Genomic DNA, 22,958 nt, shown 5'->3' with positions numbered 1-22,958 from the left:
CAACGATGGCGGATGCCAAGGTCATTCCGTTCGACGACGACCGGTCCCGCGGAAGCGCCGTGCAGCGCCCCCAGCGACGCCGGAGCGGGGGAAACCGCCGCTCGGGCACGGAGTCGGCGCCGGTTCGTGAGATGCAGCCCCTGCCCACCAGGGCTGTTCCGCAGGATGATGTTCCTGTGACTTCTGAGGAGCAGCCGCCGGAGCGGTCCCAGGACGGCGACGGCGGTCTGGAACGGCGGATCGCGGGCGGGCTCGCGTTCCTGCGCCGGCGCCTCACCGGGGACTACGAGGTCGACGACTTCGGCTACGACGAGGAGCTCACCGACCAGGTCCTGATGTCCCTGCTGCGCCCGCTGTACGACAAGTACTTCCGGGTCGAGGTGAAGGGCATCGAGAACATCCCGTCCGAGGGCGGCGCCCTGATCGTCGCCAACCACTCCGGCACGCTGCCGATGGACGGCCTGATGATGCAGGTCGCCGTGCACGACAACCACCCGGCGGGACGGCATCTGCGCCTGCTCGCCGCCGACCTGGTGTTCATGCTGCCGGTGGTCAATGAACTGGCCCGCAAGCTCGGCCACACCCTGGCCTGTGCCGAGGACGCGGCACGGCTGCTGGAGCAGGGCGAACTGGTCGGGGTGATGCCGGAGGGCTTCAAGGGCCTGGGCAAGCCCTTCGCGGACCGGTACAAGCTCCAGCGCTTCGGCCGCGGGGGCTTCGTCTCGACGGCTCTGCGCGCCGGGACGCCGATCGTCCCCTGCTCGATCGTCGGGGCCGAGGAGATCTACCCGATGATCGGCAACGCCAAGACGGTCGCCCGTCTGCTGGGCTTTCCGTACTTCCCGGTCACGCCCACGTTCCCCTGGCTCGGACCGCTCGGCGCGATTCCGCTGCCGACCAAGTGGACGATCCAGTTCGGCGAGCCGATCCCCACGGACGGCTATCCGCCGGAGGCGGCCGAAGACCCGATGCTGATGTTCAACCTGACCGATCAGGTCAGGGAACAGATCCAGCACACGCTGTACAAGCTGCTGGTGCAGCGGCGGTCGGTCTTCTTCTGATGCTTCGCCTACGACGCTGGGCGCCCCGTACAGGGGCGCCCAGCGCCGACTAGTGCGCGTCCTCGCCCTCGATGCCCAGACCGGGCAGCAGGCCGGGCAGGAGCGGCGGGAGCGTCACGTCCGGCTTGGGGACGGGTGCGCTGCCGTCGGCCGACGGTGAGGTGCTCGCCTCGCTGTCCTTCGGCGGGTCGAGCAGGCCGCCGGTGTTGCCGCCGAGCAGGCCGTCGCTGTCGCTCCCGGAGCCGGCCGAGCGGCTGGGGCTGCCGCTGCCGGTGCTGCCCTTGTCCGTGCGCCCGCCGCCGCTCTTGCCGGGCTGTGCCGACCGGTCGGTGGCGGAGGAGCCGGTGGAGGCCGACTCGGAGGCGCCCTGGCGCCTGCCTTCGCCGCCGTTGCCGGCGGGGGGCTCGGGGAGCAGGGAGCGCAGCGGGGCGACGTCCTCCTCTATGGCGTCGAACACCGACGACACTTGCTCACTGACGTCCCCGAGCTGGACGGGGAGCCTCTCGCGCAGTTCGCCCCAGGCCTCGCGGTGGGAGCGGGAGAACGCGGACAGGGCCTGGATGGGGCCCAGGGAGTCCGGGTCGTGCTCGTACGCCTCGCTCAGCAGCCGGTGGCCTTCCGACGCGTCGTGCCGCATGCCGGACAGGGCGCGTCGGATCTCGCCGAGGGACTCGTGGTCCAGGGGGCCGCTGCGGCCGCGCTCCATCAGGCGGCGGGCTTCGCTGAGCCGGGTGGAGGCGTGGTCGAGGTAGACCCGGCCGCGCTCGTCGGCGCTGTCGGCGAGTCCGAGTTTCACGTCCTCGATGCCGCGCTTGAGGCCATAGAGCGAGTCACCGGGCAGGGCGTCGGAGCTGGCGGCGGAGACTCCGCCGAAGGCGCTCGCGGCCACGCCGACACTGAGTCCGCCCGCGGTGAGGCCTTTGGCGAGCCGGGAACGCGGCCGGAACTTCTTCAGTGATGCGGCGCGGTGGGCGCCACGGGAGCGCTGTCCGGGGACCGCTCGGTCTGTCGCCCCGCCTCCCGCGGTGCCCTCCTGGAGCATGGCCTCGAAGGCAGCCACCAGCTGGGCCCGCTGGACGACCTTGACCTCCGGGTCGAGCTCCGGCTTGGGCAGCGCGTCGAGACCGGAGGCCAGCGCCGTCAGGCGTGCCGGTTCGGTCTGTTCCGCGGGTGCCGGGGCTGGTGCCGAACCTTCGGACTGTTCGGCCGCCGTGCCCTGCTCGGACTGCTCCTCCAGGGCCTGGGCGAAGGCGTTCGCCCGCCGGTGCGACGATACGTTCGCGATCACTGGCGGCACCTCCTCTCGTCATGACGGTCGACTCCCCAGGGGGTCCTGAGGGTTGCACACCCTGACCACAACCACACGATCGAGTGATCGGGGTCGGCCAGGGGGTGACCACAGGGAGCCTGCATCCCTCACAACGAGCGGCGCGGCACTTGGGTTACGGACTCCGGCTGATCGGATGCCGAAGCCAACGGGCTGTCACGGAACGTGAGTTGAGTGTCGCCGAGCGTGCGGCCGGTCAGCGGGCGTCTTCCGGGAGGAGCCGGGCGAGCGTGCGGACGGCCCGGTACTGGAGGGTCTTGATGGCGCCCTCGTTCTTGCCCATCACGCGGGCGGTCTCGGCGACGGAGAGGCCCTGGAGGAAACGGAGTGTCACGCACTCCTGCTGCTGGGGGTTGAGCCGCCGTACGGCGTCGAGCAGGGCGGCGTTGGAGAGGGACTCCAGGACGGAGTCCTCGGGGGAGCGCTCGACCTCGTTGGCGTCGAGCATCTCGCCGGTGGTGACCTCGAGGCGGAAGCGGCTGGACTTGAAGTGGTCCGCGACGAGGTTACGGGCGATGGTGACCAGCCAGGCGCCGAAGTCACGGCCCTGCCAGGTGAACGTGCCGATGCGGCGCAGGGCTCGCAGAAAGGTCTCGCTGGTGAGGTCCTCGGCTGTCGCCTTTCCTCCGACCCGGTAGTAGATGTACCGGTACACGGTGTCGCTGTACTGGTCGTAGAGACGGCCGAAGGCGTCGGCCTCGCCGGCCTGGGCGCGCTCCACCAGGTCCATCATGCGGGCGCTGTCGCTGTCCGCCGCGGGCCGTCGGGCGGTGGTCCCGCCGGACGGGCGCCCTCGTCTGCCGACCGCGGCGCTGCCGTCGGCCAGTGCATAGCAAGGGCCTACGGGCGCGGCGGTGGCGAATGCGGGGACGGCGTACGCGGTGGGGACGAAGCCGCGCAACAGGTCGAGGACCGTTGCGCGCAGCGTAGCCAGGCCCGAGGCGTCAACCCCGACGTGTGGGTACACGGGACTCCCAGAGGCAGAGCTTCCATCACGTGCAGTGCGGGACCTTTCACCCGTCGTAGCGACGGAGGGGTACCGGATTGCGTCTGAGGAGAATAACGCTTCGTACAGGCTCTGCTACACCGAGTTGCTCAAATCATCGATTACGTCGCTTCCGTAACCGATTGACGCCGGATCAAGTGCCGGAGGGTGAGCGGTTGTTGATCGAAACGGTTCGGATTGTGGCGGAGTCCAAGGCGTGTTGTGGCCGTGTGCAGCCAAGAGGACTGGATACGAGGTTCTGGGGGTACGCCAGTTGGATTTACGGGCGTTGTCATCCCGCAAACGATGGTGTCCCGGATTGATCGGGTCGTCAGCGGCGGCGGCGGTGCAGGGCGATCGCCGCCGCCGTGCCGCCGGCCACGGCTCCCACGCCGGCCGCGGCGGGGATGCCGACCTTGGCCGCCTTGCGGCCGGTGCGGTAGTCGCGCAGGCGCCAGTCCAGCTCGCGGGCGTGCCTGCGCAGCTTGGAGTCCGGGTTGATGGCGTAGGGGTGTCCGACCAGGGACAGCATCGGGATGTCGTTGTGCGAGTCGCTGTAGGCGGCGCAGCGGGTCAGGTCCAGGCCCTCCGCCGCGGCCAGCGCGCGGACCGCCTCGGCCTTGGCGGGGCCGTGCAGCGGCTCGCCGACGAGCTTGCCCGTGTAGACGCCGTCGACCGACTCGGCGACTGTGCCCAGGGCGCCGGTCAGGCCCAGGCGGCGGGCGATGACCTGGGCGATCTCGACGGGGGCCGCCGTCACCAGCCAGACCTTCTGGCCCGCGTCCAGGTGGGCCTCGGCGAGGGCGCGGGTGCCGGGCCAGATGCGCTCGGCCATGTACTCGTCGTAGATCTCCTCGCCGATCGACTGGAGCTCGGCGACGCGGTGGCCCTTGACGATCGACAGGGCGGAGTCGCGGGCCTCCTGCATGTGCTCGGGGTCCTCGACCCCGGCCAGCCGGAACCACGCCTGCTGCCAGGCGAACTTCGCGAGTTCGCGGGTCTCGAAGAACTTCCGCTTGTACAGGCCCCGCCCGAAGTGGAAGAGCGCGGCGCCCTGCATGACGGTGTTGTCCAGGTCGAAGAAGGCGGCGGCCTGGTCGTCGCCGTGGACCGGGAACTGCGGTTCCTCGGTCGTGCCGGAAGCTTCCTGCGAGGATTTGCGGGCTGCCTCCGCCGAGGCCTCGCCTGCCAAAACGCTCCGCGCCGTGGCGGAGCGCCTACGGGGAGTGAGCCATCCGAGAGCGGCCATGGCGTGAGCATAGCCAGTTTGTTCGGGGGTTCCGGAGTCGAGAGGTTTGGAGCCTGTGAACTCTCGGCGAGCGTGTCGTTAAAGATGCCGCTCGGCGTGTCCCCGGGCGAGCGACAATGGCCGACATGAGCCCCCTCTTTCGTCGCACGCCCCCTAGGGACCGGCTTGTCACCCTGATCCGCAAGCCCGGATGTCATCTGTGTGATGACGCACAGGTTGTTGTGGAGAAGGTGTGCGGTGATCTCGGCGTCCCCTGGGAGCAGAAGGACATCACCGAGGACCGGGAACTGCACGACCAGTACTGGGAGCAGATCCCGGTTGTGCTGGTGGACGGCAGGCAGCACACGTTCTGGCGCGTGAACGAGGGCCGCCTGCGCAAGGCCCTGACCGACTGAGTCCGGCCGTCGGGCCACTGACCGAGCAGTCCAAAGAGGCCGTAAGGGTCGCTTAGGATCGAGGGTGACTGGTCTCGGGGGCGGGATACACGGAGGAGAGTGTGCTGTTTTGCCCCCAGAAGCGAAGGAACTACGGCGCTTGTGCGCCGGTTCCCCGGGAGTGCGCCGGGGGCGCGTGAGCCCGGTCACGTTGGGCGGGCAAATCGGACACCATCTTTGTGCACGCGTTCACAAAGACATAGCCTGCTTTCGACGGGGCGGTCATGTAGGGACGTATGACCGCCTACAGCCCCGCTCTACCCGCAGGAGCACCGTGGCAACTGGCCGAACTCACCGACCGGCGACCCGCAGCCGAGGGATTCCCGAGGCCACCGTCGCCCGGCTTCCGCTGTATCTCCGCGCTCTGACCGCGCTGTCGGAGCGCTCGGTACCCACGGTCTCCTCCGAGGAGCTCGCGGCCGCCGCGGGGGTCAACTCCGCGAAGCTGCGCAAGGACTTCTCGTACCTGGGGTCGTACGGCACGAGGGGTGTCGGCTACGACGTCGAGTATCTCGTCTACCAGATCTCCCGCGAGCTGGGCCTCACCCAGGACTGGCCGGTAGTGATCGTCGGTATCGGTAACCTCGGCGCCGCGCTCGCCAACTACGGCGGGTTCGCCTCCCGCGGCTTCCGGGTCGCCGCGCTCATCGACGCCGACCCGGCCATGGCGGGCAAGCCCGTCGCCGGTATCCCCGTGCAGCACTCCGACGACCTGGAGAAGATCATCCAGGACAACGGCGTGTCGATCGGTGTCATCGCCACCCCCGCCGGTGCCGCCCAGGCGGTCTGCGAGCGGCTCGTGGCCGCCGGTGTCACCTCCATCCTGAACTTCGCGCCGACCGTGCTGTCCGTCCCGGACGGGGTCGACGTGCGCAAGGTCGACCTCTCCATCGAGCTGCAGATCCTCGCCTTCCACGAGCAGCGCAAGGCCGGTGAGGTGGCCGCCGCCTCCGACGGGGGCGTCCCGGCCGCCGCCGTCCGTAACGAGTCCGCCGACCAGGGGCCTGACGGGGACATGCCCGCCGTGATGCCGGCATGAGCCTCCTCGTCGTCGGACTCAGCCACCGCAGCGCCCCGGTCAGCGTCCTGGAGCGGGCCTCGCTGAACGCGGACGCGCAGGTCAAGCTGCTCCAGGACACGGTCGCCGCCGAGCCGGCCACCGAGGCCGCGCTGCTCGCCACCTGCAACCGCATCGAGCTCTACGCCGACGTGGACAAGTTCCACGCCGGTGTCGCCGAGCTGTCCACGCTGCTCGCCCAGCACAGCGGGGTCGGCCTCGAGGAGCTCACCCCTTATCTCTACGTGCACTACGAGGACCGGGCTGTCCACCACCTGTTCTCGGTGGCCTGCGGGCTGGACTCGATGGTCGTCGGCGAGGGGCAGATCCTCGGCCAGATCAAGGACTCCCTGGCCCGGGCGCAGGACCTGCACTCCGCGGGCCGCCTGCTGAACGACCTGTTCCAGCAGGCCCTGCGGGTCGGCAAGCGCGCCCACTCCGAGACCGGCATCGACCGCGCGGGCCAGTCCCTGGTCACCTTCGGCCTGGAGCAGCTGGCGCAGGGCGGTGACATACAGGAATGGGCCCGGGGCAAGAAGGCCCTGGTCATCGGGGCCGGCTCGATGTCCTCCCTGGCGGCGGCCACGCTCGCGCGTGCCGGTGTCGCCGAGGTCGTTGTCGCCAACCGGACCTTCGACCGGGCCGAGCGCCTCGCCCAGATCCTTATGGAGGGCGACGACACGGACGTGGCGGCCCGCGCGGTCCCGATGGAATCGGTGCCGGCCGAGCTGACACGTGCCGACGTCGCCGTCTCCTGTACCGGCGCGACCGGCCTGGTTCTGACGGCGGAAGCCGTCGCCGCCGCCGCGGAGGGCCGTACGGCCGTGCTGTGGGCCGAGGCCGACGGCGATGAGCCGGACCGCACGCCGGGGACCGACGGCCAGCGGGGCAACCTGCCGGCCACCAGCCTCGGCAACGAGGACGGCTGTCCGCTGGACCTGGCATCGGTGCAGAACACCGCCGGATTCTCCGTGCTGGGCGAGGCGGCCGTGGCCGGGATGGCCGCCGCCGATCTCGAACAGCACGCGGCGTGGGTGGACAACGGCACGGCGGGCGGCGCCCAGCGGACGGCGGGCGCCAGGCCGGGGACGATCGACCCGCTCGACCCCGCCCCGGACGCCGACGCCATCGCCGCGCTCGCCGCGACCGTGGCCACCGTCGGGCGGATCCCCGAGCGGCGTCGGCCCGAGCCGGTCGAGGAGGCGCCGCGGCCGCAGCCCGTGCTCTTCCTGCTGGACCTGGCGATGCCGCGCGACATAGACGCGGCCGTGCACCGGCTGGCCGGGGTGCGGCTGGTGGACATCGAGTCGCTGGCGGAAGCCTCCGCGGGCGCTCCGATGGCTGCCGATGTGGACCAGGTCCGGCGTATCGTCTCCGACGAGGTCACGGCCTTCGGGGCAGCACTGCGGGCCGCGCACATCACGCCGACCGTGGTCGCCCTGCGCACCATGGCCGCCGATGTCGTCGCAGGCGAGATCGCCCGGCTGGACGGACGGCTGCCCGGCCTCGACGACAAGCACCGCGCGGAGATCACCCAGACCGTGCGGCGCGTGGTCGACAAGCTGCTGCACGCACCGACCGTACGGGTCAAGCAGCTCGCGGCCGAGCCCGGCGGCGCCGGGTACGCGGACGCGCTGCGGACCCTGTTCGACCTCGACCCCGAGACGGTGGCCGCCGTCTCCCGCGCCGAGGACAGCACTACCGAGAAGAACCGAGGGCCGGCATGAACGACACGCGTGAGCCGCGCGGACGCGCCGCACCGGCTGAAGCAGGGGCACTACGGCTCGGTACCCGCCGGAGCAGGCTCGCCATGGCCCAGTCCGGGCAGGTGGCCGAAGCCGTGACCCTGGTGACCGGGCGGCCCGTCGAGCTCGTCGAGATCACCACGTACGGCGACACCTCGCGCGAGCAGCTCGCCCAGATCGGCGGCACCGGCGTGTTCGTGACCGCCCTGCGCGACGCGCTGCTCAAGGGCGAGGTCGACTTCGCGGTGCACTCGCTGAAGGACCTGCCGACCGCGCAGCCCGACGACCTGGTCGTGGCGGCCGTACCCGTGCGGGAGGACCCGCGGGACGTGATCGTCGCCCGGGACGCCCTGAAGTTCACCGACCTGCCGAGCGGGGCCCGCATCGGCACGGGTTCGCCGCGCCGCATGGCCCAGCTCAACTCGTACGCGCGCAGCCACGGGCTGGACATAGCGACGGTCCCGATCCGCGGCAACGTCGACACCCGGATCGGATACGTGCGGGGCGGTGAGCTCGACGCCGTCGTGCTGGCCGCCGCCGGACTGAACCGGATCGGCCGCGGTGACGAAGTGACCGACTTCCTGTCGGTCGACACGGTTTTGCCCGCCCCCGGCCAGGGGGCACTCGCGATCGAGTGTGCCGCGGACAACGCGGACCTCGTCGCCGCGCTCGCCGAGCTCGACGACCCGCTCACGCGGATCGCCGTGACGGCCGAGCGGTCACTGCTCGCCGCCCTGGAGGCCGGCTGCAGCGCTCCCGTGGGTGCGCTGGCCGACTTGCTGGCCGACGGGCAGATTGTCAAGGAAATGCGCCTGCGTGGCGTCGTCGGTACGACCGACGGCACGCGCATGGTGCAGCTGTCCACCACCGGTCCCGTGCCCGAGACGCACGACGGGGCAATGGCGCTCGGTCGCGAACTCGCGGCCGAGATGCTCGCCCAGGGCGCGGCCGGTCTGATGGGGGAGCGAGCACATTGAGCCCCACCACCCTTTCCGCCGGTCCTGAACACGGGCACGTCACCTTCCTGGGTGCCGGACCCGGAGATCCGGGACTGCTAACTCTGCGCGCCGTAGAGGCGCTGGCGAGCGCGGACGTTCTCGTCGCCGAGCACGAGGTGCTCGACGTCGTACGTCAGCACGCCAGGCAGGGCGTCTCCGAAGTGCACACGGATTCGGATCCTTCCCAGGATCCGGCGCCGGGCACAGGAACGCCCCAGCTGACGGTAGTTGACGGCACGTCAACCACCGCCGCTGTCCCCGCGGTGCGGGATGCCGCACATCTTGTCATGGAGGCCGCGCGGGGCGGCAGGCGGGTCGTGCGTGCGGTGTCCGGTGACCCGGGCCTCGACACGTACGCCGCCGAGGAGATGCTGGCGTGCGCCGCCGCCGGGGTGCCCTTCGAGGTGGTCCCCGGTATCGCGAGCGCCGTCGGTGTGCCCGCGTACGCCGGTGTGCCGCTGCGGGACGCGCAGGGCGCGGACGTGCGGTTCGTGGACGCGCGGACGGCGTCGGACCGTTGCTGGACGGAGGTCGGGGCGTCGGACGGCACGGTGGTCGTGTCCACCACGCTGGACTCCGTCGCCGCGGCGGCCGGCGAGCTGGTCTCCGCGGGCCGCAAGCCGGACACCCCGATGACGGTCACCGTCGCCGGTACGACCACTCGGCAGCGCACCTGGACCGCCACGCTCGGCACGATCGCGCAGACGCTGAAGCAGGCCAAGGTGCTGCCCTCGCCGGAGGGCGGCCGGCCGGTGATAGCCGTGGTCGGTGAGCGTTCCGCCGCCGCCCAGCGCGACCAGCTCGCGTGGTTCGAGTCCAAGCCGATGTTCGGCTGGAAGGTACTCGTGCCACGCACGAAGGAGCAGGCGGCGTCGCTCTCCGACCAGCTGCGGTCGTACGGTGCCGTGCCGCACGAGGTGCCGACCATCGCCGTCGAGCCGCCGCGCACGCCCCAGCAGATGGAGCGGGCGGTCAAGGGGCTCGTGACGGGCCGCTACGAGTGGATCGCCTTCACCTCGGTGAACGCGGTCAAGGCCGTGCGGGAGAAGTTCGAGGAGTACGGGCTCGATGCCCGGGCCTTCGCGGGGATCAAGGTCGCGGCGGTCGGTGAGCAGACGGCCAACGCGCTGATCGCCTTCGGCGTGAAGCCGGACCTGGTGCCGAGCGGCGAGCAGTCGGCCGCCGGTCTGCTCGAGGACTGGCCGCCGTACGACCCGGTCTTCGACCCGATCGACCGGGTGTTCCTGCCGCGCGCCGACATCGCCACGGAGACGCTGGTCGCCGGGCTGATCGAGCTGGGCTGGGAGGTCGACGACGTCACGGCCTACCGGACCGTGCGGGCCTCGCCGCCGCCGGCGGAGACGCGGGAGGCGATCAAGGGCGGCGGGTTCGACGCCGTGCTGTTCACGTCGTCGTCGACCGTGCGGAACCTGGTCGGTATCGCCGGCAAGCCGCACAACGTGACCGTGATCGCGTGTATCGGCCCGGCCACGGCGAAGACCGCCGAAGAGCACGGGCTCCGGGTGGACGTCATGGCGCCCGAGCCGTCCGTGCACAAGCTGGCCGAGGCGCTGGCCGACTTCGGCGCGAAGCGGAGAGCTGCCGCTGTCGAGGCCGGGGATGCGGTCACCCGGCCGAGCGAGCGGCGGCCGGGGGCGCGGCGTCGGCGGTCCACGACCTAGCCGGCCCGCACCTGTGGTGCGCCTCGGTTGACGAGCATGCCCCGTTGTCCCGGACAGGGACGGCGGGGCATAGCCATGCGCGCCTAGGAGGGAAGATTTTCATTCTGCTCCCAAGAGTGCGCCCTGTTTGAGAAGTAGGCTTCTCAAGCAGGGCGCACTCAAAACGTTGACCTTGCGCTGTCGGAGCTACTACTGTGGTTAGTGGGCGCTGCGGTCGACGCGACACGTCGGCTCAATCAGCCCTGCCCCAGAGGCAGTTGTGCCCCCGAGTCCGCCTGAACTGAGCGGGCGGACTCGGGGGTCACAACCAAGCACTGCCAAGGGCTGTATGCGAGTGCAGTGACAGGAATCCAAGGCTTACTCAACAGACCCTACCACGGGCGGGTCACGGGCGAAGGGACACGTGATGACGCTGAGTGATCGTGGGGTCGATGAAGGCGGCCGGTTAATCGAGGCCATCTCTCCGGAGCGGTTCCAGCCCTTCCTGCACAAGTGCGGAGGCGACCGCACGCGCGCACTGCGGCTGTACGCCTGGGACTCGGAGGTGGCCCGGGCCATGCAGAGCCCTCTGCGTGACCTTGAGGTGAGCCTGCGCAACCGGCTGCACCGCCAGCTCGTCGGCCGTCATGGCCGGCAGGCGTGGTGGGACGTGCCCAAGGCGCGGCCCAACTACAAGGGGCAGGACATGCTGGACCAGGCACGGGAATCCCTGGAGAACCGGCGTCCGTTCCGTCCCTTCGGTCCCTGCGACATCGTCGCCCAGCTCTCCTTCGGGTTCTGGGTCAGCTTGCTCGGTTCCGGGGGCGGCGACAACTACGAGATGAAGTACTGGAACTCGTCGCTGCGCCACGTGTTCAAGGAGCACCGCGGCGGCAGGGCGGCGCTGTACCGGCAGTTCCAGTTCATGCTGACCCTGCGTAACCGGATCGCCCACCACGAGTGCATCTTCCAGCGGCACCTGGAGCGGGACCTGGAGACCGCGCTGAGGCTGATGCGCCATGTGTCGCCGGAAATGTCCGACCGGCACGAGAAGTACGGGCAGGTGCCGCAGGTGCTGGCCCGCAGGCGGGCGGTGCTCGCCGGCACGGAACCGATGCGTCTGTGAGGCGGCGTGTCCGCAGCGGCAGTGGAGAGTACGAGAGAGGGGAACGGAGATGACGACGCGGGTTACGGACGGGACCGAGCGGTCGGCGCTGGTTTCCCTGGGGGAGATCAAGGAACTGGCCGAGGTCGGCCGCCCCACCGTCAGCAACTGGCGCCGCCGGTTCGCCAGGGACGTTCTGGAGTCGGCCGGAGACCGGCGCCCCCCCTTCCCCGATGCCGTGGCGGGCAGTGAGAGCAGGCCCCTCTTCGATGCCGAAGAGATGGCGTCCTGGCTCGACCTGCGTCCGATTCCCGACGCGGAGCCCGACGAGGACGGCACCGCTCCGACCTACGGCGACCGGTTCCGGCGCGGACTGCGACTGCGCGGGATGGTCGCACTCCGCCATGAGCTCGGTTCCGCGAACCAGCTCATCATCGACGCTCTCGCTGTGTGCGCGATGGAGGGTGAGGGCGGCGACTGGTACCGGGAGGCCCTCCCCGAGCAACTGGCAGAGGACGCCGATAAGGCCGATCCCCGGGTGGCCGACGCGATCCGTGAGCTGATCGAGGAACTCGGTTCGCCAGGGTCCGCCGCCGACACCGTACTGAGCCTTGCTGAGCGGCTGGAGTCCGATCTGACGACGGACACGACCGCACCCGCGGTCGCGGAACTCATCAGCGCCCTTGTCGGACCGTCCGGGGTGCTGGCCGCCGGCCCCGGACAGCCCTCGGTGATCAACCTGTGCGCGGGAACCGGTGAGCTGCTGTTCGCCCGGGACGACATCGGCGGGCGCGGTGACATCGTCGCGGTGGAGCCCGACCCGTTGCGCCGCAAACTGCTGCTGTACCGGCTCTTCGCGCATCACTGCTCGACGGTGGACATCTGTGTCCGCCCGGAAGACCTGGACACCCTGCGGCCATGGGAACAGCGGGAGTTCGACCTCGATCCGGACCGGCCCTGGGGAATGCCGTCCGCCGACCTCGTACTCGCCGATCCGCCCTACGCGTCCGGAGAGCGGGACGCCGACGAGGAAGGGCCGCTCGGCTGGGCCCTTGAAGCCGTGCGTCGGCTGAAGCCGGACGGGCGAGGCTATGTCGTCGTGCCCTCCTGGACTCTGACCAGGCCACGCGGTTCGACTCCGACACCGAGTGTGCGGATGCGCGAGGAACTGCTGAACCGGGACGCGGTGGCCGCCGTCGTCCAGCTGCCCCGCCGGATCCACCCGTTCCGTACGGGCGCGGAGCACTCGCTGCTCGTGCTGCGCGGTGAGGCGGCAATGGAGGAGCAGGGCAAGGTGCTGCTGGTTGACGCCGACCGTATCGCTCACCGGGTCGGTGGAGCGTGGATGCGGTACGTCGCCGAGGTGCTGTACACCGGACGCTCACCGGTTAACGAGGAAGCCGCCTTCCGCCCCGTGTGGCCCGCGGGGCCGAGAGCGGAGGCCCTCCTGGACGGCCGCTCGGTCTTGCCCGCCCACCGGCTCGCGGCGAAGGAACAGGGCCTGGACCACTTCGCGGCGACCCTCGACGCCCGCCGTGAGGCCGCCGTCGCCCTGCCCCGGCTCAAGGAGTGGATCGGCGATCTCGGAGTCGCCAGACGGCAGCCCGAGGTCAGGGTGGCGCATCGCAGGGTCGGTGAGCACCTGAAAGCGGGCCAGCTCAGGCTGCTGGCCGGCCATCGCATCCGAGAAGCGGACCTCGGGGACGCTGGCCTGCCGGTCGTCGGCCGGGAGGAGATGCTCGGCGCGCTGCCGGTCGGAGGGCGGAGGATCGCCCTGGAAGATCTGGCCCAGTATCCGCAGGCGGTCGTCACCGAGCGAGGTGACGTCTTCATGCTCACCGAGCACGGCATCCGTACGTACGTCGACGACGCCGGAGGATGCGTCCTGCTGGCGCCGGTTCAAGGACTGCGGATTGCCGCCTACCGTCCGTACCTGGCCGGAGAGGTCCTACCCGAGACCCTGTGGATGCGCCCCCAGCCGCTGGCCCAGCTTCTCGCCGCCCCGCGTAACCAGCAACGCAGCAGCGGCTCGCTGGTGCGCAGGGTGAGCGTGCGCGACATGGACCTGCCGGAGCTGCCCCCCGAGGAGGTCGCCGAGCTGGAGGCCATCCTGAGCGAGACGGAACGGCAGCGGGCGCAGGTACGACGGCAACTGGAGGCGCTGGACAACCTGGCTCTCCGGCTGGCGGCCGGGGTGGCCGACGGGGATCTCGCGCTGAGGCGCAGGGCCGGCAGTACCTGAGCATCGGTGGTGGCGGCGGCGGTGGCGGGCCGCGTGTCCGCGTACGGTTGCCGTCCGCCGCCACGCTGACGACGCGAAACATCACTAACAGGAAAGAAACGAGGCACCCGTGCCGCCACGCAAGAAGAAGACAACCGAGCCCCCGGCCATGAAGAAGGTCCTGTGGGCGTCGGCGGACAAGCTGCGCGGCAGCCTGGACGCCGCCGAGTACAAGCACTTCGTGCTGGGCCTGGTCTTCCTCAAGTACGTCTCCGCCGCCATGGCCGAGAAGCGCGCGCAGTTGGAGGCCGAACTGCGGGAGGAGGGCGGCTGGAGCGAGGCCGACATCCTCGCCACCCTGGAGGAGCGGCGCGAGTACACCGGTTCCGGGATCTTCTACGTACCGCCCACCGCGCGCTGGGAGAGCGTCCTGGAGCGGGCGAAGGGCGCGGTCGAGGGCCAGAGCGTCGGCGAGGCCATCGACGCCGCGATGCGCGCCATCGAGAAGTTCAACCCGTCGCTGAACCGCACCCTCCCGAAGATCTACAACAGCGGGCGCGTCGACAGCGAGCGGCTGGCGGGCCTGGTCAAGCTTCTCGACCGGTTGGTCTTCCAGGAGCAGCTGGGCGAGGACGGCAAGCGGCGGGGTGCCCGGGACATCATGGGGGAGGTCTACGAGTACTTCCTCGCGGAGTTCGCCCTGAAGGAGGGCAGGAAGGGCGGGGAGTACTTCACGCCGGAGAGCGTGGTGAAGCTCCTGGTCGAGGTCCTGGAACCGAAGCAGGGTGAGCGGGTGTACGACCCCGCGTGCGGGTCGGGGGGCATGTTCGTCCAGGCGGAGAAGTTCATCGAGACGCATGGCGGCAATCCGCTGAATGTCGGCGTGTACGGCCAGGAGCTCAACCAGACCACCTGGCAGCTGGCCCACATGAACCTCGCGATCCACGGCGTGGAGGCCAAGCTCGGCGACGAGCCCGCCGACACCTTCCGCAACGACCAGCACCCCGAGCTGAAGGCGGACGTGGTGATGGCCAACCCGCCGTTCAACATCTCCGACTGGGGCGGGGAGTTGCTCGGCATGGACAAGCGGTGGGTGTACGGCACCCCGCCAGTCGGCAACGCGAATTACGCCTGGCTCCAGCACATGATCAGCAAGTTGGCGCCGGGTGGCCGGGCGGGTGTCGTCCTCGCGAACGGCTCGATGAGCAGCAAGCAGTCGGGTGAGGGTGACATCCGACGCGCGATCGTCGAGGACGACCTGGTGGCCTGCATGATCGCCCTGCCGGGGCAGTTGTTCCGGTCCACGCAGATTCCGGCGTGCCTGTGGTTCCTGACGGAGGGCAAGGGACGGCACTCGGGGTGGGCGCCGGGGCGCAAGGGTGAGGTGCTGTTCATCGACGCGCGTGAGTTCGGGGTGATGGAGAACCGGACGCTGCGGGTGCTGACGGCGGAGGAGATCGTCGGGCGCATCGGTGACACGGTGCGGGCTTGGCGGGGGGTGGAGAGCGGCGGCCGGCCTTACGAGGACGTGCCGGGGTTCTGTGTGAGCGCCCCGCTGGATGTCATCGCCGAGCATGACTTTGTGTTGACGCCGGGGCGGTATGTGGGGGAGGCGGAGGCGGAGTTTGATCCGGACGCGGAGCCTTTGGAGGAGAAGATCGCTCGGCTGACCGCGTTGTTGCGGGAGCAGTTCGCAGAGTCTGAGCGGTTGGCGAAGGTTGTGGATGAGCAGTTGGGGCGGGTGTGATGGAGGAGTGGCGACGATGCAGTATTGGCTCGTTCGGCCTGGTCGTCACCGGGGCTACGCCGCGTACTGGTGACGAAGAATCGTGGGGTCAGGGAATTCCGTTTATTACTCCCTCCGAGATTGGCTACTCGCTTCGTGAGCCAACTCCTGGGAGGAGGCTGTCGCTGCAAGGGCAGAAGAACATGGCGGGAAAAGTTATTCCCGCCAATTCTGTGCTGTTTGTTTGTATTGGATTCTCGACGGGCAAGGTTTCGTTCGTGCGGGAGTCAGTGATTACCAATCAGCAGGTCAATTCGGTGATTCCGGATCCGGTTATAGTTGACCCGCTTTTTGTTTACTATCTCCTGCGGTTTTATGCTCCTCGCATCCGACAAATGGCAAGTGGTTCCACGACTCCGATTGTCAATAAGGCGCAATTTCAAGAGTTTGAGGTGGTCGTTCCCGGCCGAGGCGATCAGCAAGCCATCGCCGAAGTCCTCGGTGTCCTGGATGACAAGATCGCGCTCAACGAGCAGATCCGCGAGACGAGCCTCAGTCTCGCCAGCGCCCACTACGAAGCCGTCAGTACGGGCGGCGAGCCGGAACTGATCGGTGATCTCGCCGTGCTCTTCGACGGCCCTCACGCCACCCCGAAGAAGACCGAAACCGGTCCCTGGTTCCTCAGCATCAGCAGCCTCAAGAACGGCTATCTCGACCTCGGCGAGTCAGCGCACCTCTCCGAAGAGGATTTCCCGCGCTGGACCCGGCGCGTGCAGCCGGAAGCCGGGGACGTTCTCTTCTCCTACGAAACGCGGCTCGGGGACGCCGCGCTCATGCCGCCTGGTGTCCGGGGCAGCCTGGGCAGGCGGATGGCCTTGCTGCGCAGCAAGACCAAGTCCGTCAGTGGCGCATTGCTGCTGCACGCGTATCTCAGCCCGGCCTTCCAGGAGGAGATCAAGCGCAGGACTGTCCACGGGGCGACCGTCGACCGACTGCCGCTCAAAGAGATGCCCGGCTGGCGCATTCCGCTGCCCGCCCAAGGCGAACGAGAGCGGCTGTCGGCGCGGCTCGAAGCGCTGCACGCGACCGTGACGCAGACCGCCAACGAGAACCGCACCCTCGCCGACCTCCGCGACACCCTCCTTCCTCAACTTCTCTCCGGAAAGCTCCGCGTAAAAGATGCCGTCCGTGCCGTAGAGGAGGTCGTATGACCGCAGCCCCCGACCAGCCGCTCAGCGAGCCGTCCATAGACCGGCTCACCGAGAAGGAGCTGGAGTTGCATGCGCTCGAACTGCTCGGTGAGTACGGGTGGCAGCACATTCCGGGACCGGAGCTTGGGCCCGCGCACGGGGTTCGGGCCGATTGGGACGACCTGGTCCTCCGGCCCCGGCTGCTCAAGGCGATCCGGAACCGTCACCCGCGCCTGCCCGAGCACGTAGCCGAGGACGCCGTCAACGAGCTGTTGCGCTGGCACACCCGGAATGATCTGCGGGAGAACCACCGCTTCTACGAGCGGCTCACAGACGGCGTCCGCGTCCCCTACGACGACCCCGAAAGCGGCGAGACACGGCACGCCACCATCCGCCCCATCGACTTCACTGACCCCCACGGCAACGACCTCTTCGCCGCCTCCCAGGTGCGGGTGCGCAGTACCAAGAACCGGATCTTCGTCTTCGACATCGTGCTGTATGTCAACGGCCTTCCCATCGCCGTCCTGGAGTTGAAGAAGGCCGACAGCAACGACAGCGCCCGTACCGCGTACGACCAGCTCCAAGGCTACCGGCGTGAGCTGAAGGAGACCGGCACCTTCGCCACGCTCCTCCTCACCCTCGCCTCCGACGGGATCACTGCCCGCCTCGGCACCCCTTTCACGCCGTGGCAGCACATGGCCCCCTGGCACGCCGACGAGCACGACGTCATGCTCCGTAAGGAGGAGCGGCAGGACGGGCGGGCGTTGGAGCGGATGCTCTACGGCGCCTTCGAGCCCATCCGTTTCCTTGATCTCGTCGCCAACTTCCTTTCCTACTCCGCCCCGGCCTCCGGTGCCGTCGATACCGTCAAGCTCGCCAAGGCGCACCAGTACATCGCCGTCAACGCGGCCGTGCGCGCCACCGAGTCCGCCGTCGCCACCGACGGCCGCGCCGGTGTCGTCTGGCACACCCAGGGCGCCGGCAAGAGCGAGGAGATGCTGTTCTACGTCGGCAAGGCGGCCCGGACGCCCGAGTTGTCCAACCCGACCTTCGTCCTCCTCACCGACCGTATCGACCTCGACACCCAGCTCTACGACACCTTCGCCGCCAGCCGCACCCTGGAGAAGATCACCGGGCCGCCGGAGCGGGCCGACGATACGGACCAGTTGCGGCGGCTCCTCCAGCGGCCGGAAGGCAACGGGAGCGTCATCTTCACGACGCTGCAGAAATTCCGCCTCACCCAGGAGGAGAAGGAAGCGGGCGTTCGGCACCCGCTCATCTCCCCGCGCCGCGACGTGATCGTCGTCGTCGATGAGGCACACCGCAGCCACTACGACTTCATCGACGGCTACGCCCGCAACCTCCGCGACGCGCTGCCCAACGCCACGTTCATCGCGTTCACCGGCACCCCCATCGAGAACGGCGTCGGCAGCACCCGGGGTGTCTTCGGCGAGAACATCCACACCTACGACCTCACCCAGGCCGTCGACGACGGCGCGACCGTCCCCGTCTTCTACGAGCCGCACCTCGTCCGCGTCGACCTGCCCGCCGATGTCGACCTCGACGACCTCGACGCCCGCGCCGAGGGGTTGATCGAGGGGCTGTCGGAGGAGGAGAAGCGCAAGGCCCGCCGGCAGTTCGGGGAGTACGAGAACCTGATCGGGGCCCCAAAGCGGATCGAGGAGCTGGCGGCAACGCTCCTCGAACACTGGGACGCGCGCCGCTCGGAGATGATCAAGCTCACCGGATACCCGGGCAAGGGCATGGTCGTGTGTGCGTCCCGTGTCATCGCCGCACGCCTCTTCGAGGCGATCATCCGACGCCGGCCGGAGTGGGCGGGGCAGCGGGATCCCGGGTCCCAGCTCCTCACCGACGACACGGGGCGGGTCAGGGTCGTGTTTACCGGCAACGCGGCGAAGGATGGACCGGAAGTCGCCGACTACGTCCGAACGCCGACCCAGCTGAAGAACATCCAGAAGAGGGTCACCGAGAAAGAGGATGAACTCGAACTCGTCATCGTCCAGTCCCTCTGGCTGACCGGCTTCGACGCCCCGCCCCTGCACACCCTCTACCTGGACAAGCGGATGCGCGGTGCTGCCCTTATGCAGGCCATCGCCCGCGTCAACCGCACCTGGCCAGGCAAGCCGTCCGGGCTGGTCGTCGACTTCCAGGGTGTTATCCGGGAGATCAAGGAGGCCCTCGCCGAATACTCCGAGCGGGACCAGGAGAACCCCATGCTCGGCGCCGACCTCCGCCAGGCCGTCCAACTCGTCCGGGAGAACCACCAGCGCATAGACGAACTCCTCGACGGCTGCCCCTGGCGCGAGACCCGCGACACGGGCGGCCCCAGCGCCTACCGCGAGGCACTGACCGAGGCCCTGGAATTCCTGATCGCACCCGAGCCGGAGCTGGAGCCCGGCAAGGCGACGCGAAGGCAGCGGTTCATGTACCACGCCAACCTGCTGCGTCAGGCCTTCTCCCTCTGCCCCACCGATCAGCGGGTGCAGGACCTGATCCCCGACATCCGGTTCTTCGAGGCCGTGCGCACCTCGCGCGAGAAGTACGTCATGGACGAGAAGGAAGAGCAGGGGCTGGCTACGGCCGCCGATGTACGCCTGCTCATCGCCCAGCTCAACGAGTCCGTCGTCGCCACCGACGGCGTGGTGGACATCTATGACGCCGCCGGCCTCACCAAGCCCGACCTCTCCCACCTCGATGACCGGGTGCTGAACGACCTCAAGGCCAGCAGGCATCCCAACCTCGCCATCGCGGCACTCCGGCGGGCCCTGATGAAGGAGATCAAGGACGCCCACCCGAACAACCTCACCCGGCAGGAGACCTTCACCAAGAAGATGAAGGCCGCCATGAACCGCTACACCAACGGCCTGCTCACTGCCGCCGAGTTCATGGAGTTCCTAGTCAACTTGGCCCGCGAGGTGTCCGCCGACCGTGGCCGGGCGAAGAAGCTCGGACTGACCGAGGACGAACTCGCCTTCTACGATGCCCTCGCCGCCGACCCGTCAGCGGCGGAGGAGATGGAGGACACCCTCCTCGCGAAGATCGCTCACGAGTTGTACGAGCAGATAAGGAAGGACGTCACGGTCGACTGGAAGGTGAAGGAGCAGGCCAGAGACAAGATCATGGCCCGGGTGCTCCGCCTGCTGCGGAAGTACGGCTACCCGCCGGACAAGCAGCCCGCTGCGATCGAACGCGTCCTGAAGCAGGCGGAGGAGATGGCGGAGAGTCTCGCCTGAGCTGATGTGTGTGCTCCCGTCCGGGGCGCGGTCGGTACGGGAGCACCGCCGACGTGCTCGTCAGTGGCTGGACGCGTACGGCAGGAAGGTCGCCCAGGTGGTGGGGGCGAGGGCGAGGCGGGGACCATCGGGGTTCTTGGAGTCGCGGACGAGGATCTGGGCGGGAGCGGCGGCCACCTCGACACAGTCGGGGCCCTCGTCTGTGCTGTAACTGCTCCTTATCCACATGGAGTTCGCATTGGCTCCGGCGTAGGGCTTGAGGGTCATGTCTCTCCAAGCACTTTCTCGATGAGGGCCATCGACTCTCGTGGGCTGAGAGCCTGCGCCCGGATGGTCCCATAACGAATGTCGAGGAGCTGTACTTCCTTCGGGTCGGCGATCACGCGGCTGATGTGTTGCACCTCGACGTGTCCGACCGTGGTGCCGTCCTTGAGCCTGAGCAGCCTGAACGACCCAGCGAGGCCTGAGTTCTCCTCGTGACTCAGGGGAAGTACCTGAAGGTCGACATTGGGGAACTTGGCAACCTCCACGAGCCGTTCGAGCTGTTCGCGCATGACCATCCTGCCTCCAATGGGCCGACGGAGCGTCGACTCGCACTGGACAAAGCTGAAGAGAGGGCGGGTCGTCGCGTCGGTGACGATCTCCTGACGCGCCACGCGGGCTGACAATCGCTGTTCGAGCTCGTCTGCCGTGAAGGGCGGTCGGCGAGCGCTGAATACTGCTCGTGCGTACCCGCTGGTCTGCAATAGCCCATGGATCACGGAGTTGTTGTAGGCCCCCAGCTCAACAGCCTCCGCCTCCAGCTTCTTCAAGTCCCGCACCTTCTTGGGGTACCGGACCTCCGCCACGTCCTGCTTCAGGGCCGCGATCCTGCCGCCCGCCCTAAACACCTCGTCCGCCGCGTCCAAGTACTCCGGCCGCGGAATCCGCCGCCCTCGCTCCACGGACGAGACCAGCTCCTCCCCGTACCCGATCGCCGCCCCGAACTCCGCCTGCGTGAGGCCGGCCGCCTCCCGCCACAGCTTCAACTGCCGTGCCACCGTCCGCATCACGGCCCCGGCCTCGTCGTCAAGCCCCGCTTCCCACTCGCGCATGCGCGCAGCCCTCCCGTCGCGTGCCCATCCCGGAGTAACTTCGCCCGCCCGCGCCCAGTCATCCCGGGCAGCCCGGACAGAAACCGGACACCTCACGGACAGTCGTCGGCCGCACGGGCCACCCCTCTTCACAGCGTACGCACGCATGAGCACTCTGAGTGACGTGAATCAGGAAATCACCGCACTGCGGACCCCGCTCCACCAGTTCACCGTGCCGCTCTCCGCCACCCGTAGGGGCGCGCGTCTCGCCCGCCTGCTCGCCGCCGAGCAACTGCGCTCCTGGGAACTGCCCTTCGACCCGGCCCGGCTGATCGTCGCCGAACTCGCCACGAACGCTGCCCTGCACGGCCGGGTCCCCGGGCGGAGTTTCCGGCTCGGCCTCATCGTCATGGCGCCTGCCACTCTTCGTATCGAGGTCACCGACGCCCGGGGCGAGCAACTGCCCACGCGGGCACGGCAGGCCGCAGGCGCAGAGCCCACCGAGGCCGGCCATGGTCTGGTCCTGGTCGAGGCGCTGGCCGACCGCTGGGGTGTGCGAACAGGTTCGGTGCCGTGCAAGACCGTGTGGGCCGAACTCGATCTCGGTGCGCCCGGGTGATGTGCCACCGATGTGCCCGTACCGGAGCCCGGAAGCACGTGGGCCGGTGCGGTGCGGGCCGGGGCGGCGGGCGGTAAAAGACCAAAGAACCCGGGGAAAAAACCTCCCAACCAGCCAAACCACGCCTACGTCACCCGGGCGGGTGAAACCGGTGGGTGCGAGTGGCGCGTTGGCCGCTGGGGCGTGCAGTCTCGCCCCAGGCAACATCACAACCCCACACATGCATCGGCCCTCGCCGGGACTGCAATCCCAGTGCGAGGGCCTGACCATCGAGGAAGCAGGACCTTCCCCATGGCTGAGAAGCAGCCTAACGCTGCCGTGTGCCCGGATCAGGACGTTCGGCGAAGCACCACCCACTCCGGTGTCACCCACGTACGGGCGTACCAACCCGACCGGTACACGATCGTCGGCAACCACCTCGCCCAGCACCGAGAGCTGTCGCTGACCGCCATCGGGCTGGCCACCCACATCCTGTCGCTGCCGGAGGGCGCCCCGGTCGACATCCGCAGCCTTGCTGAGCGCTTCCCGGAAGGGCGGGACCGGATCGCCTTCGCCCTGCGGGAGCTGGAGGCGCGTGGCTATCTGGAGCGGGTGCGGGAGCGCACGGAAGCGGGCCGCCTGTACACGCGGACCTACGCCCACCACGCCCCCGCATCCAATGTCGCCGCCCGTACCTCCGACGGTCCCGTGGTCGGTGCGCAGGCCAGGGAAAGGGCCCAAGAAGACGACCAGGCCTCCGACCCGCCGGACGCGCCCTCGCTCGGCGGGGGACCGCCCGCCCCTCACGCGTCACCCACCCCGCCGGAGCCACGCGGCTCCGAGCACACTCCCCGCGGCCAGCACCACGACAAGGCCGTCGCCCTGCTTGCCGGTCTACGCCGCACCGACGACCGCCTCACCCTCTCCCGGCGGCAGGTGGCGCGGCTCGCTCCCGCCGTCGCGGCCTGGTTCGACGGCGGTGCTACGACCGCCGTCGTCCACCGCGTCCTGACCGCCAACCTCCCCGAGGACCTGCGACACCCGGCCGGTGTGCTCGCCCACCGCCTTGAGCACCAGCTGCCACCGCCTCTGCCCGCGAGCACTCCGGCCGCGTCCACGCACACCGGAACTGCCCGCTGCCGCCCCCACCCCTTCCAGACGTGCGACGGCTGCGAACGCGCCTTCCGCGCCCCGCACGCCGGTCGATGCCGCGACTGCCGGTCCGGATCGGAGCCGCCGACAGCAGTCGACGCACCTCGCGCTGCTTGAAACCG

General features: G+C 69.3%; 18 protein-coding genes. 13 read left to right on the top strand and 5 right to left on the bottom strand.

The window, feature by feature from the left end:
• The first annotated feature begins 5 nt into the window (after nt 1-5).
• On the top strand, nt 6-1,061 hold the full coding sequence (locus tag OG542_RS17405; RefSeq protein WP_328411948.1) for a lysophospholipid acyltransferase family protein: 1,056 nt from the start codon (nt 6-8) through the stop codon (nt 1,059-1,061).
• Nucleotides 1,062-1,110: 49 nt separating this feature from the next.
• Here the strand turns inward: OG542_RS17405 and OG542_RS17400 are convergent, their stop codons facing one another.
• The 3 genes from OG542_RS17400 to OG542_RS17390 form a co-directional block, all read right to left on the bottom strand.
• A complete protein-coding gene (locus OG542_RS17400) occupies nt 1,111-2,349 on the bottom strand; it encodes a DUF5667 domain-containing protein (RefSeq protein WP_328411946.1) in 1,239 nt (412 codons plus the stop codon).
• Nucleotides 2,350-2,584: 235 nt separating this feature from the next.
• A complete protein-coding gene (locus OG542_RS17395) occupies nt 2,585-3,355 on the bottom strand; it encodes an ECF subfamily RNA polymerase sigma factor, BldN family (RefSeq protein ID WP_328411944.1) in 771 nt (256 codons plus the stop codon).
• Between the two features lie 349 nt (nt 3,356-3,704).
• Nucleotides 3,705-4,622 carry an HAD family hydrolase gene (locus OG542_RS17390; RefSeq protein ID WP_193482581.1) on the bottom strand — a complete coding sequence of 306 codons (918 nt, stop codon included), beginning with the start codon at nt 4,620-4,622 and terminating at the stop codon, nt 3,705-3,707.
• A 116-nt stretch (nt 4,623-4,738) separates the two neighbouring features.
• Here OG542_RS17390 and OG542_RS17385 point away from each other — a divergent pair, with 116 nt between their 5' ends.
• The 10 genes from OG542_RS17385 to OG542_RS17340 all read left to right on the top strand — a co-directional run bounded on the left by OG542_RS17385 (nt 4,739) and on the right by OG542_RS17340 (nt 20,013).
• Complete coding sequence (locus OG542_RS17385) at nt 4,739-5,017, top strand: glutaredoxin family protein (RefSeq protein WP_184558945.1); 279 nt, start codon at nt 4,739-4,741, stop codon at nt 5,015-5,017.
• A gap of 313 nt (nt 5,018-5,330) precedes the next feature.
• A complete protein-coding gene (locus OG542_RS17380; RefSeq protein ID WP_261682737.1) occupies nt 5,331-6,095 on the top strand; it encodes a redox-sensing transcriptional repressor Rex in 765 nt (254 codons plus the stop codon).
• Complete coding sequence (locus tag OG542_RS17375; protein ID WP_328411938.1) at nt 6,092-7,840, top strand: glutamyl-tRNA reductase; 1,749 nt, start codon at nt 6,092-6,094, stop codon at nt 7,838-7,840. The genes OG542_RS17380 and OG542_RS17375 overlap by 4 nt, the downstream gene beginning before the upstream one ends.
• Nucleotides 7,837-8,835: a hydroxymethylbilane synthase gene (gene hemC, locus OG542_RS17370; RefSeq protein ID WP_328411936.1), complete on the top strand. Its 999-nt coding sequence runs from the start codon at nt 7,837-7,839 to the stop codon at nt 8,833-8,835. The genes OG542_RS17375 and hemC overlap by 4 nt, the downstream gene beginning before the upstream one ends.
• Nucleotides 8,832-10,538 carry a bifunctional uroporphyrinogen-III C-methyltransferase/uroporphyrinogen-III synthase gene (locus OG542_RS17365; RefSeq protein ID WP_261683945.1) on the top strand — a complete coding sequence of 569 codons (1,707 nt, stop codon included), beginning with the start codon at nt 8,832-8,834 and terminating at the stop codon, nt 10,536-10,538. The genes hemC and OG542_RS17365 overlap by 4 nt, the downstream gene beginning before the upstream one ends.
• 406 nt (nt 10,539-10,944) lie before the next feature.
• Nucleotides 10,945-11,643, top strand: a complete 699-nt coding sequence (locus OG542_RS17360; protein ID WP_328411933.1) for a hypothetical protein — start codon at nt 10,945-10,947, stop codon at nt 11,641-11,643.
• A 49-nt stretch (nt 11,644-11,692) separates the two neighbouring features.
• A complete protein-coding gene (locus tag OG542_RS17355; RefSeq protein ID WP_328411931.1) occupies nt 11,693-13,864 on the top strand; it encodes an N-6 DNA methylase in 2,172 nt (723 codons plus the stop codon).
• Nucleotides 13,865-13,973: 109 nt separating this feature from the next.
• Complete coding sequence (locus OG542_RS17350) at nt 13,974-15,590, top strand: class I SAM-dependent DNA methyltransferase (protein ID WP_328411929.1); 1,617 nt, start codon at nt 13,974-13,976, stop codon at nt 15,588-15,590.
• Nucleotides 15,590-16,780 carry a restriction endonuclease subunit S gene (locus OG542_RS17345; protein ID WP_328411927.1) on the top strand — a complete coding sequence of 397 codons (1,191 nt, stop codon included), beginning with the start codon at nt 15,590-15,592 and terminating at the stop codon, nt 16,778-16,780. The genes OG542_RS17350 and OG542_RS17345 overlap by 1 nt, the downstream gene beginning before the upstream one ends.
• Entirely contained in the window at nt 16,777-20,013 is a 3,237-nt protein-coding gene (locus tag OG542_RS17340) for a type I restriction endonuclease subunit R (RefSeq protein ID WP_328411925.1), read from the top strand. The genes OG542_RS17345 and OG542_RS17340 overlap by 4 nt, the downstream gene beginning before the upstream one ends.
• Nucleotides 20,014-20,073: 60 nt before the next feature.
• On the opposite strand, the gene OG542_RS17335 is transcribed toward OG542_RS17340, so the two are convergent.
• A complete protein-coding gene (locus OG542_RS17335; RefSeq protein WP_328411923.1) occupies nt 20,074-20,280 on the bottom strand; it encodes a DUF397 domain-containing protein in 207 nt (68 codons plus the stop codon).
• Nucleotides 20,277-21,107 carry a helix-turn-helix domain-containing protein gene (locus OG542_RS17330; protein ID WP_328411921.1) on the bottom strand — a complete coding sequence of 277 codons (831 nt, stop codon included), beginning with the start codon at nt 21,105-21,107 and terminating at the stop codon, nt 20,277-20,279. Before OG542_RS17330 ends, OG542_RS17335 begins: the two co-directional genes overlap by 4 nt.
• Nucleotides 21,108-21,252: 145 nt before the next feature.
• On the opposite strand from OG542_RS17330, the gene OG542_RS17325 reads away from it, so the two are divergent.
• Together OG542_RS17325 and OG542_RS17320 are read left to right on the top strand one after the other, a co-directional pair.
• Complete coding sequence (locus OG542_RS17325; protein ID WP_328411919.1) at nt 21,253-21,705, top strand: ATP-binding protein; 453 nt, start codon at nt 21,253-21,255, stop codon at nt 21,703-21,705.
• A gap of 291 nt (nt 21,706-21,996) precedes the next feature.
• Nucleotides 21,997-22,953, top strand: a complete 957-nt coding sequence (locus OG542_RS17320; protein WP_328411917.1) for a helix-turn-helix domain-containing protein — start codon at nt 21,997-21,999, stop codon at nt 22,951-22,953.
• Nucleotides 22,954-22,958 lie beyond the last annotated feature (5 nt).

This window comes from Streptomyces violaceus, from assembly GCF_036014075.1.
In the GTDB taxonomy this organism is placed as follows: Bacteria; Actinomycetota; Actinomycetes; order Streptomycetales; family Streptomycetaceae; genus Streptomyces; species Streptomyces violaceus.
This window is presented reverse-complemented; position numbering and strand designations above follow the sequence as displayed.

Bases quoted from the DNA above. Each gene is read 5' to 3' on its own strand.
- OG542_RS17325 (WP_328411919.1), top strand. From the start codon at position 21,253: ATGAGCACTCTGAGTGACGTGAATCAGGAAATCACCGCACTGCGGACC.
- OG542_RS17335 (WP_328411923.1), bottom strand. From the start codon at position 20,280: ATGACCCTCAAGCCCTACGCCGGAGCCAATGCGAACTCCATGTGGATA.
- OG542_RS17320 (WP_328411917.1), top strand. From the start codon at position 21,997: ATGGCTGAGAAGCAGCCTAACGCTGCCGTGTGCCCGGATCAGGACGTT.
- OG542_RS17355 (WP_328411931.1), top strand. From the start codon at position 11,693: ATGACGACGCGGGTTACGGACGGGACCGAGCGGTCGGCGCTGGTTTCC.
- OG542_RS17360 (WP_328411933.1), top strand. From the start codon at position 10,945: ATGACGCTGAGTGATCGTGGGGTCGATGAAGGCGGCCGGTTAATCGAG.
- OG542_RS17385 (WP_184558945.1), top strand. From the start codon at position 4,739: ATGGCCGACATGAGCCCCCTCTTTCGTCGCACGCCCCCTAGGGACCGG.
- OG542_RS17405 (WP_328411948.1), top strand. From the start codon at position 6: ATGGCGGATGCCAAGGTCATTCCGTTCGACGACGACCGGTCCCGCGGA.
- OG542_RS17390 (WP_193482581.1), bottom strand. From the start codon at position 4,622: ATGGCCGCTCTCGGATGGCTCACTCCCCGTAGGCGCTCCGCCACGGCG.
- OG542_RS17340 (WP_328411925.1), top strand. From the start codon at position 16,777: ATGACCGCAGCCCCCGACCAGCCGCTCAGCGAGCCGTCCATAGACCGG.
- OG542_RS17345 (WP_328411927.1), top strand. From the start codon at position 15,590: ATGGAGGAGTGGCGACGATGCAGTATTGGCTCGTTCGGCCTGGTCGTC.
- OG542_RS17330 (WP_328411921.1), bottom strand. From the start codon at position 21,107: ATGCGCGAGTGGGAAGCGGGGCTTGACGACGAGGCCGGGGCCGTGATG.
- OG542_RS17375 (WP_328411938.1), top strand. From the start codon at position 6,092: ATGAGCCTCCTCGTCGTCGGACTCAGCCACCGCAGCGCCCCGGTCAGC.
- hemC (WP_328411936.1), top strand. From the start codon at position 7,837: ATGAACGACACGCGTGAGCCGCGCGGACGCGCCGCACCGGCTGAAGCA.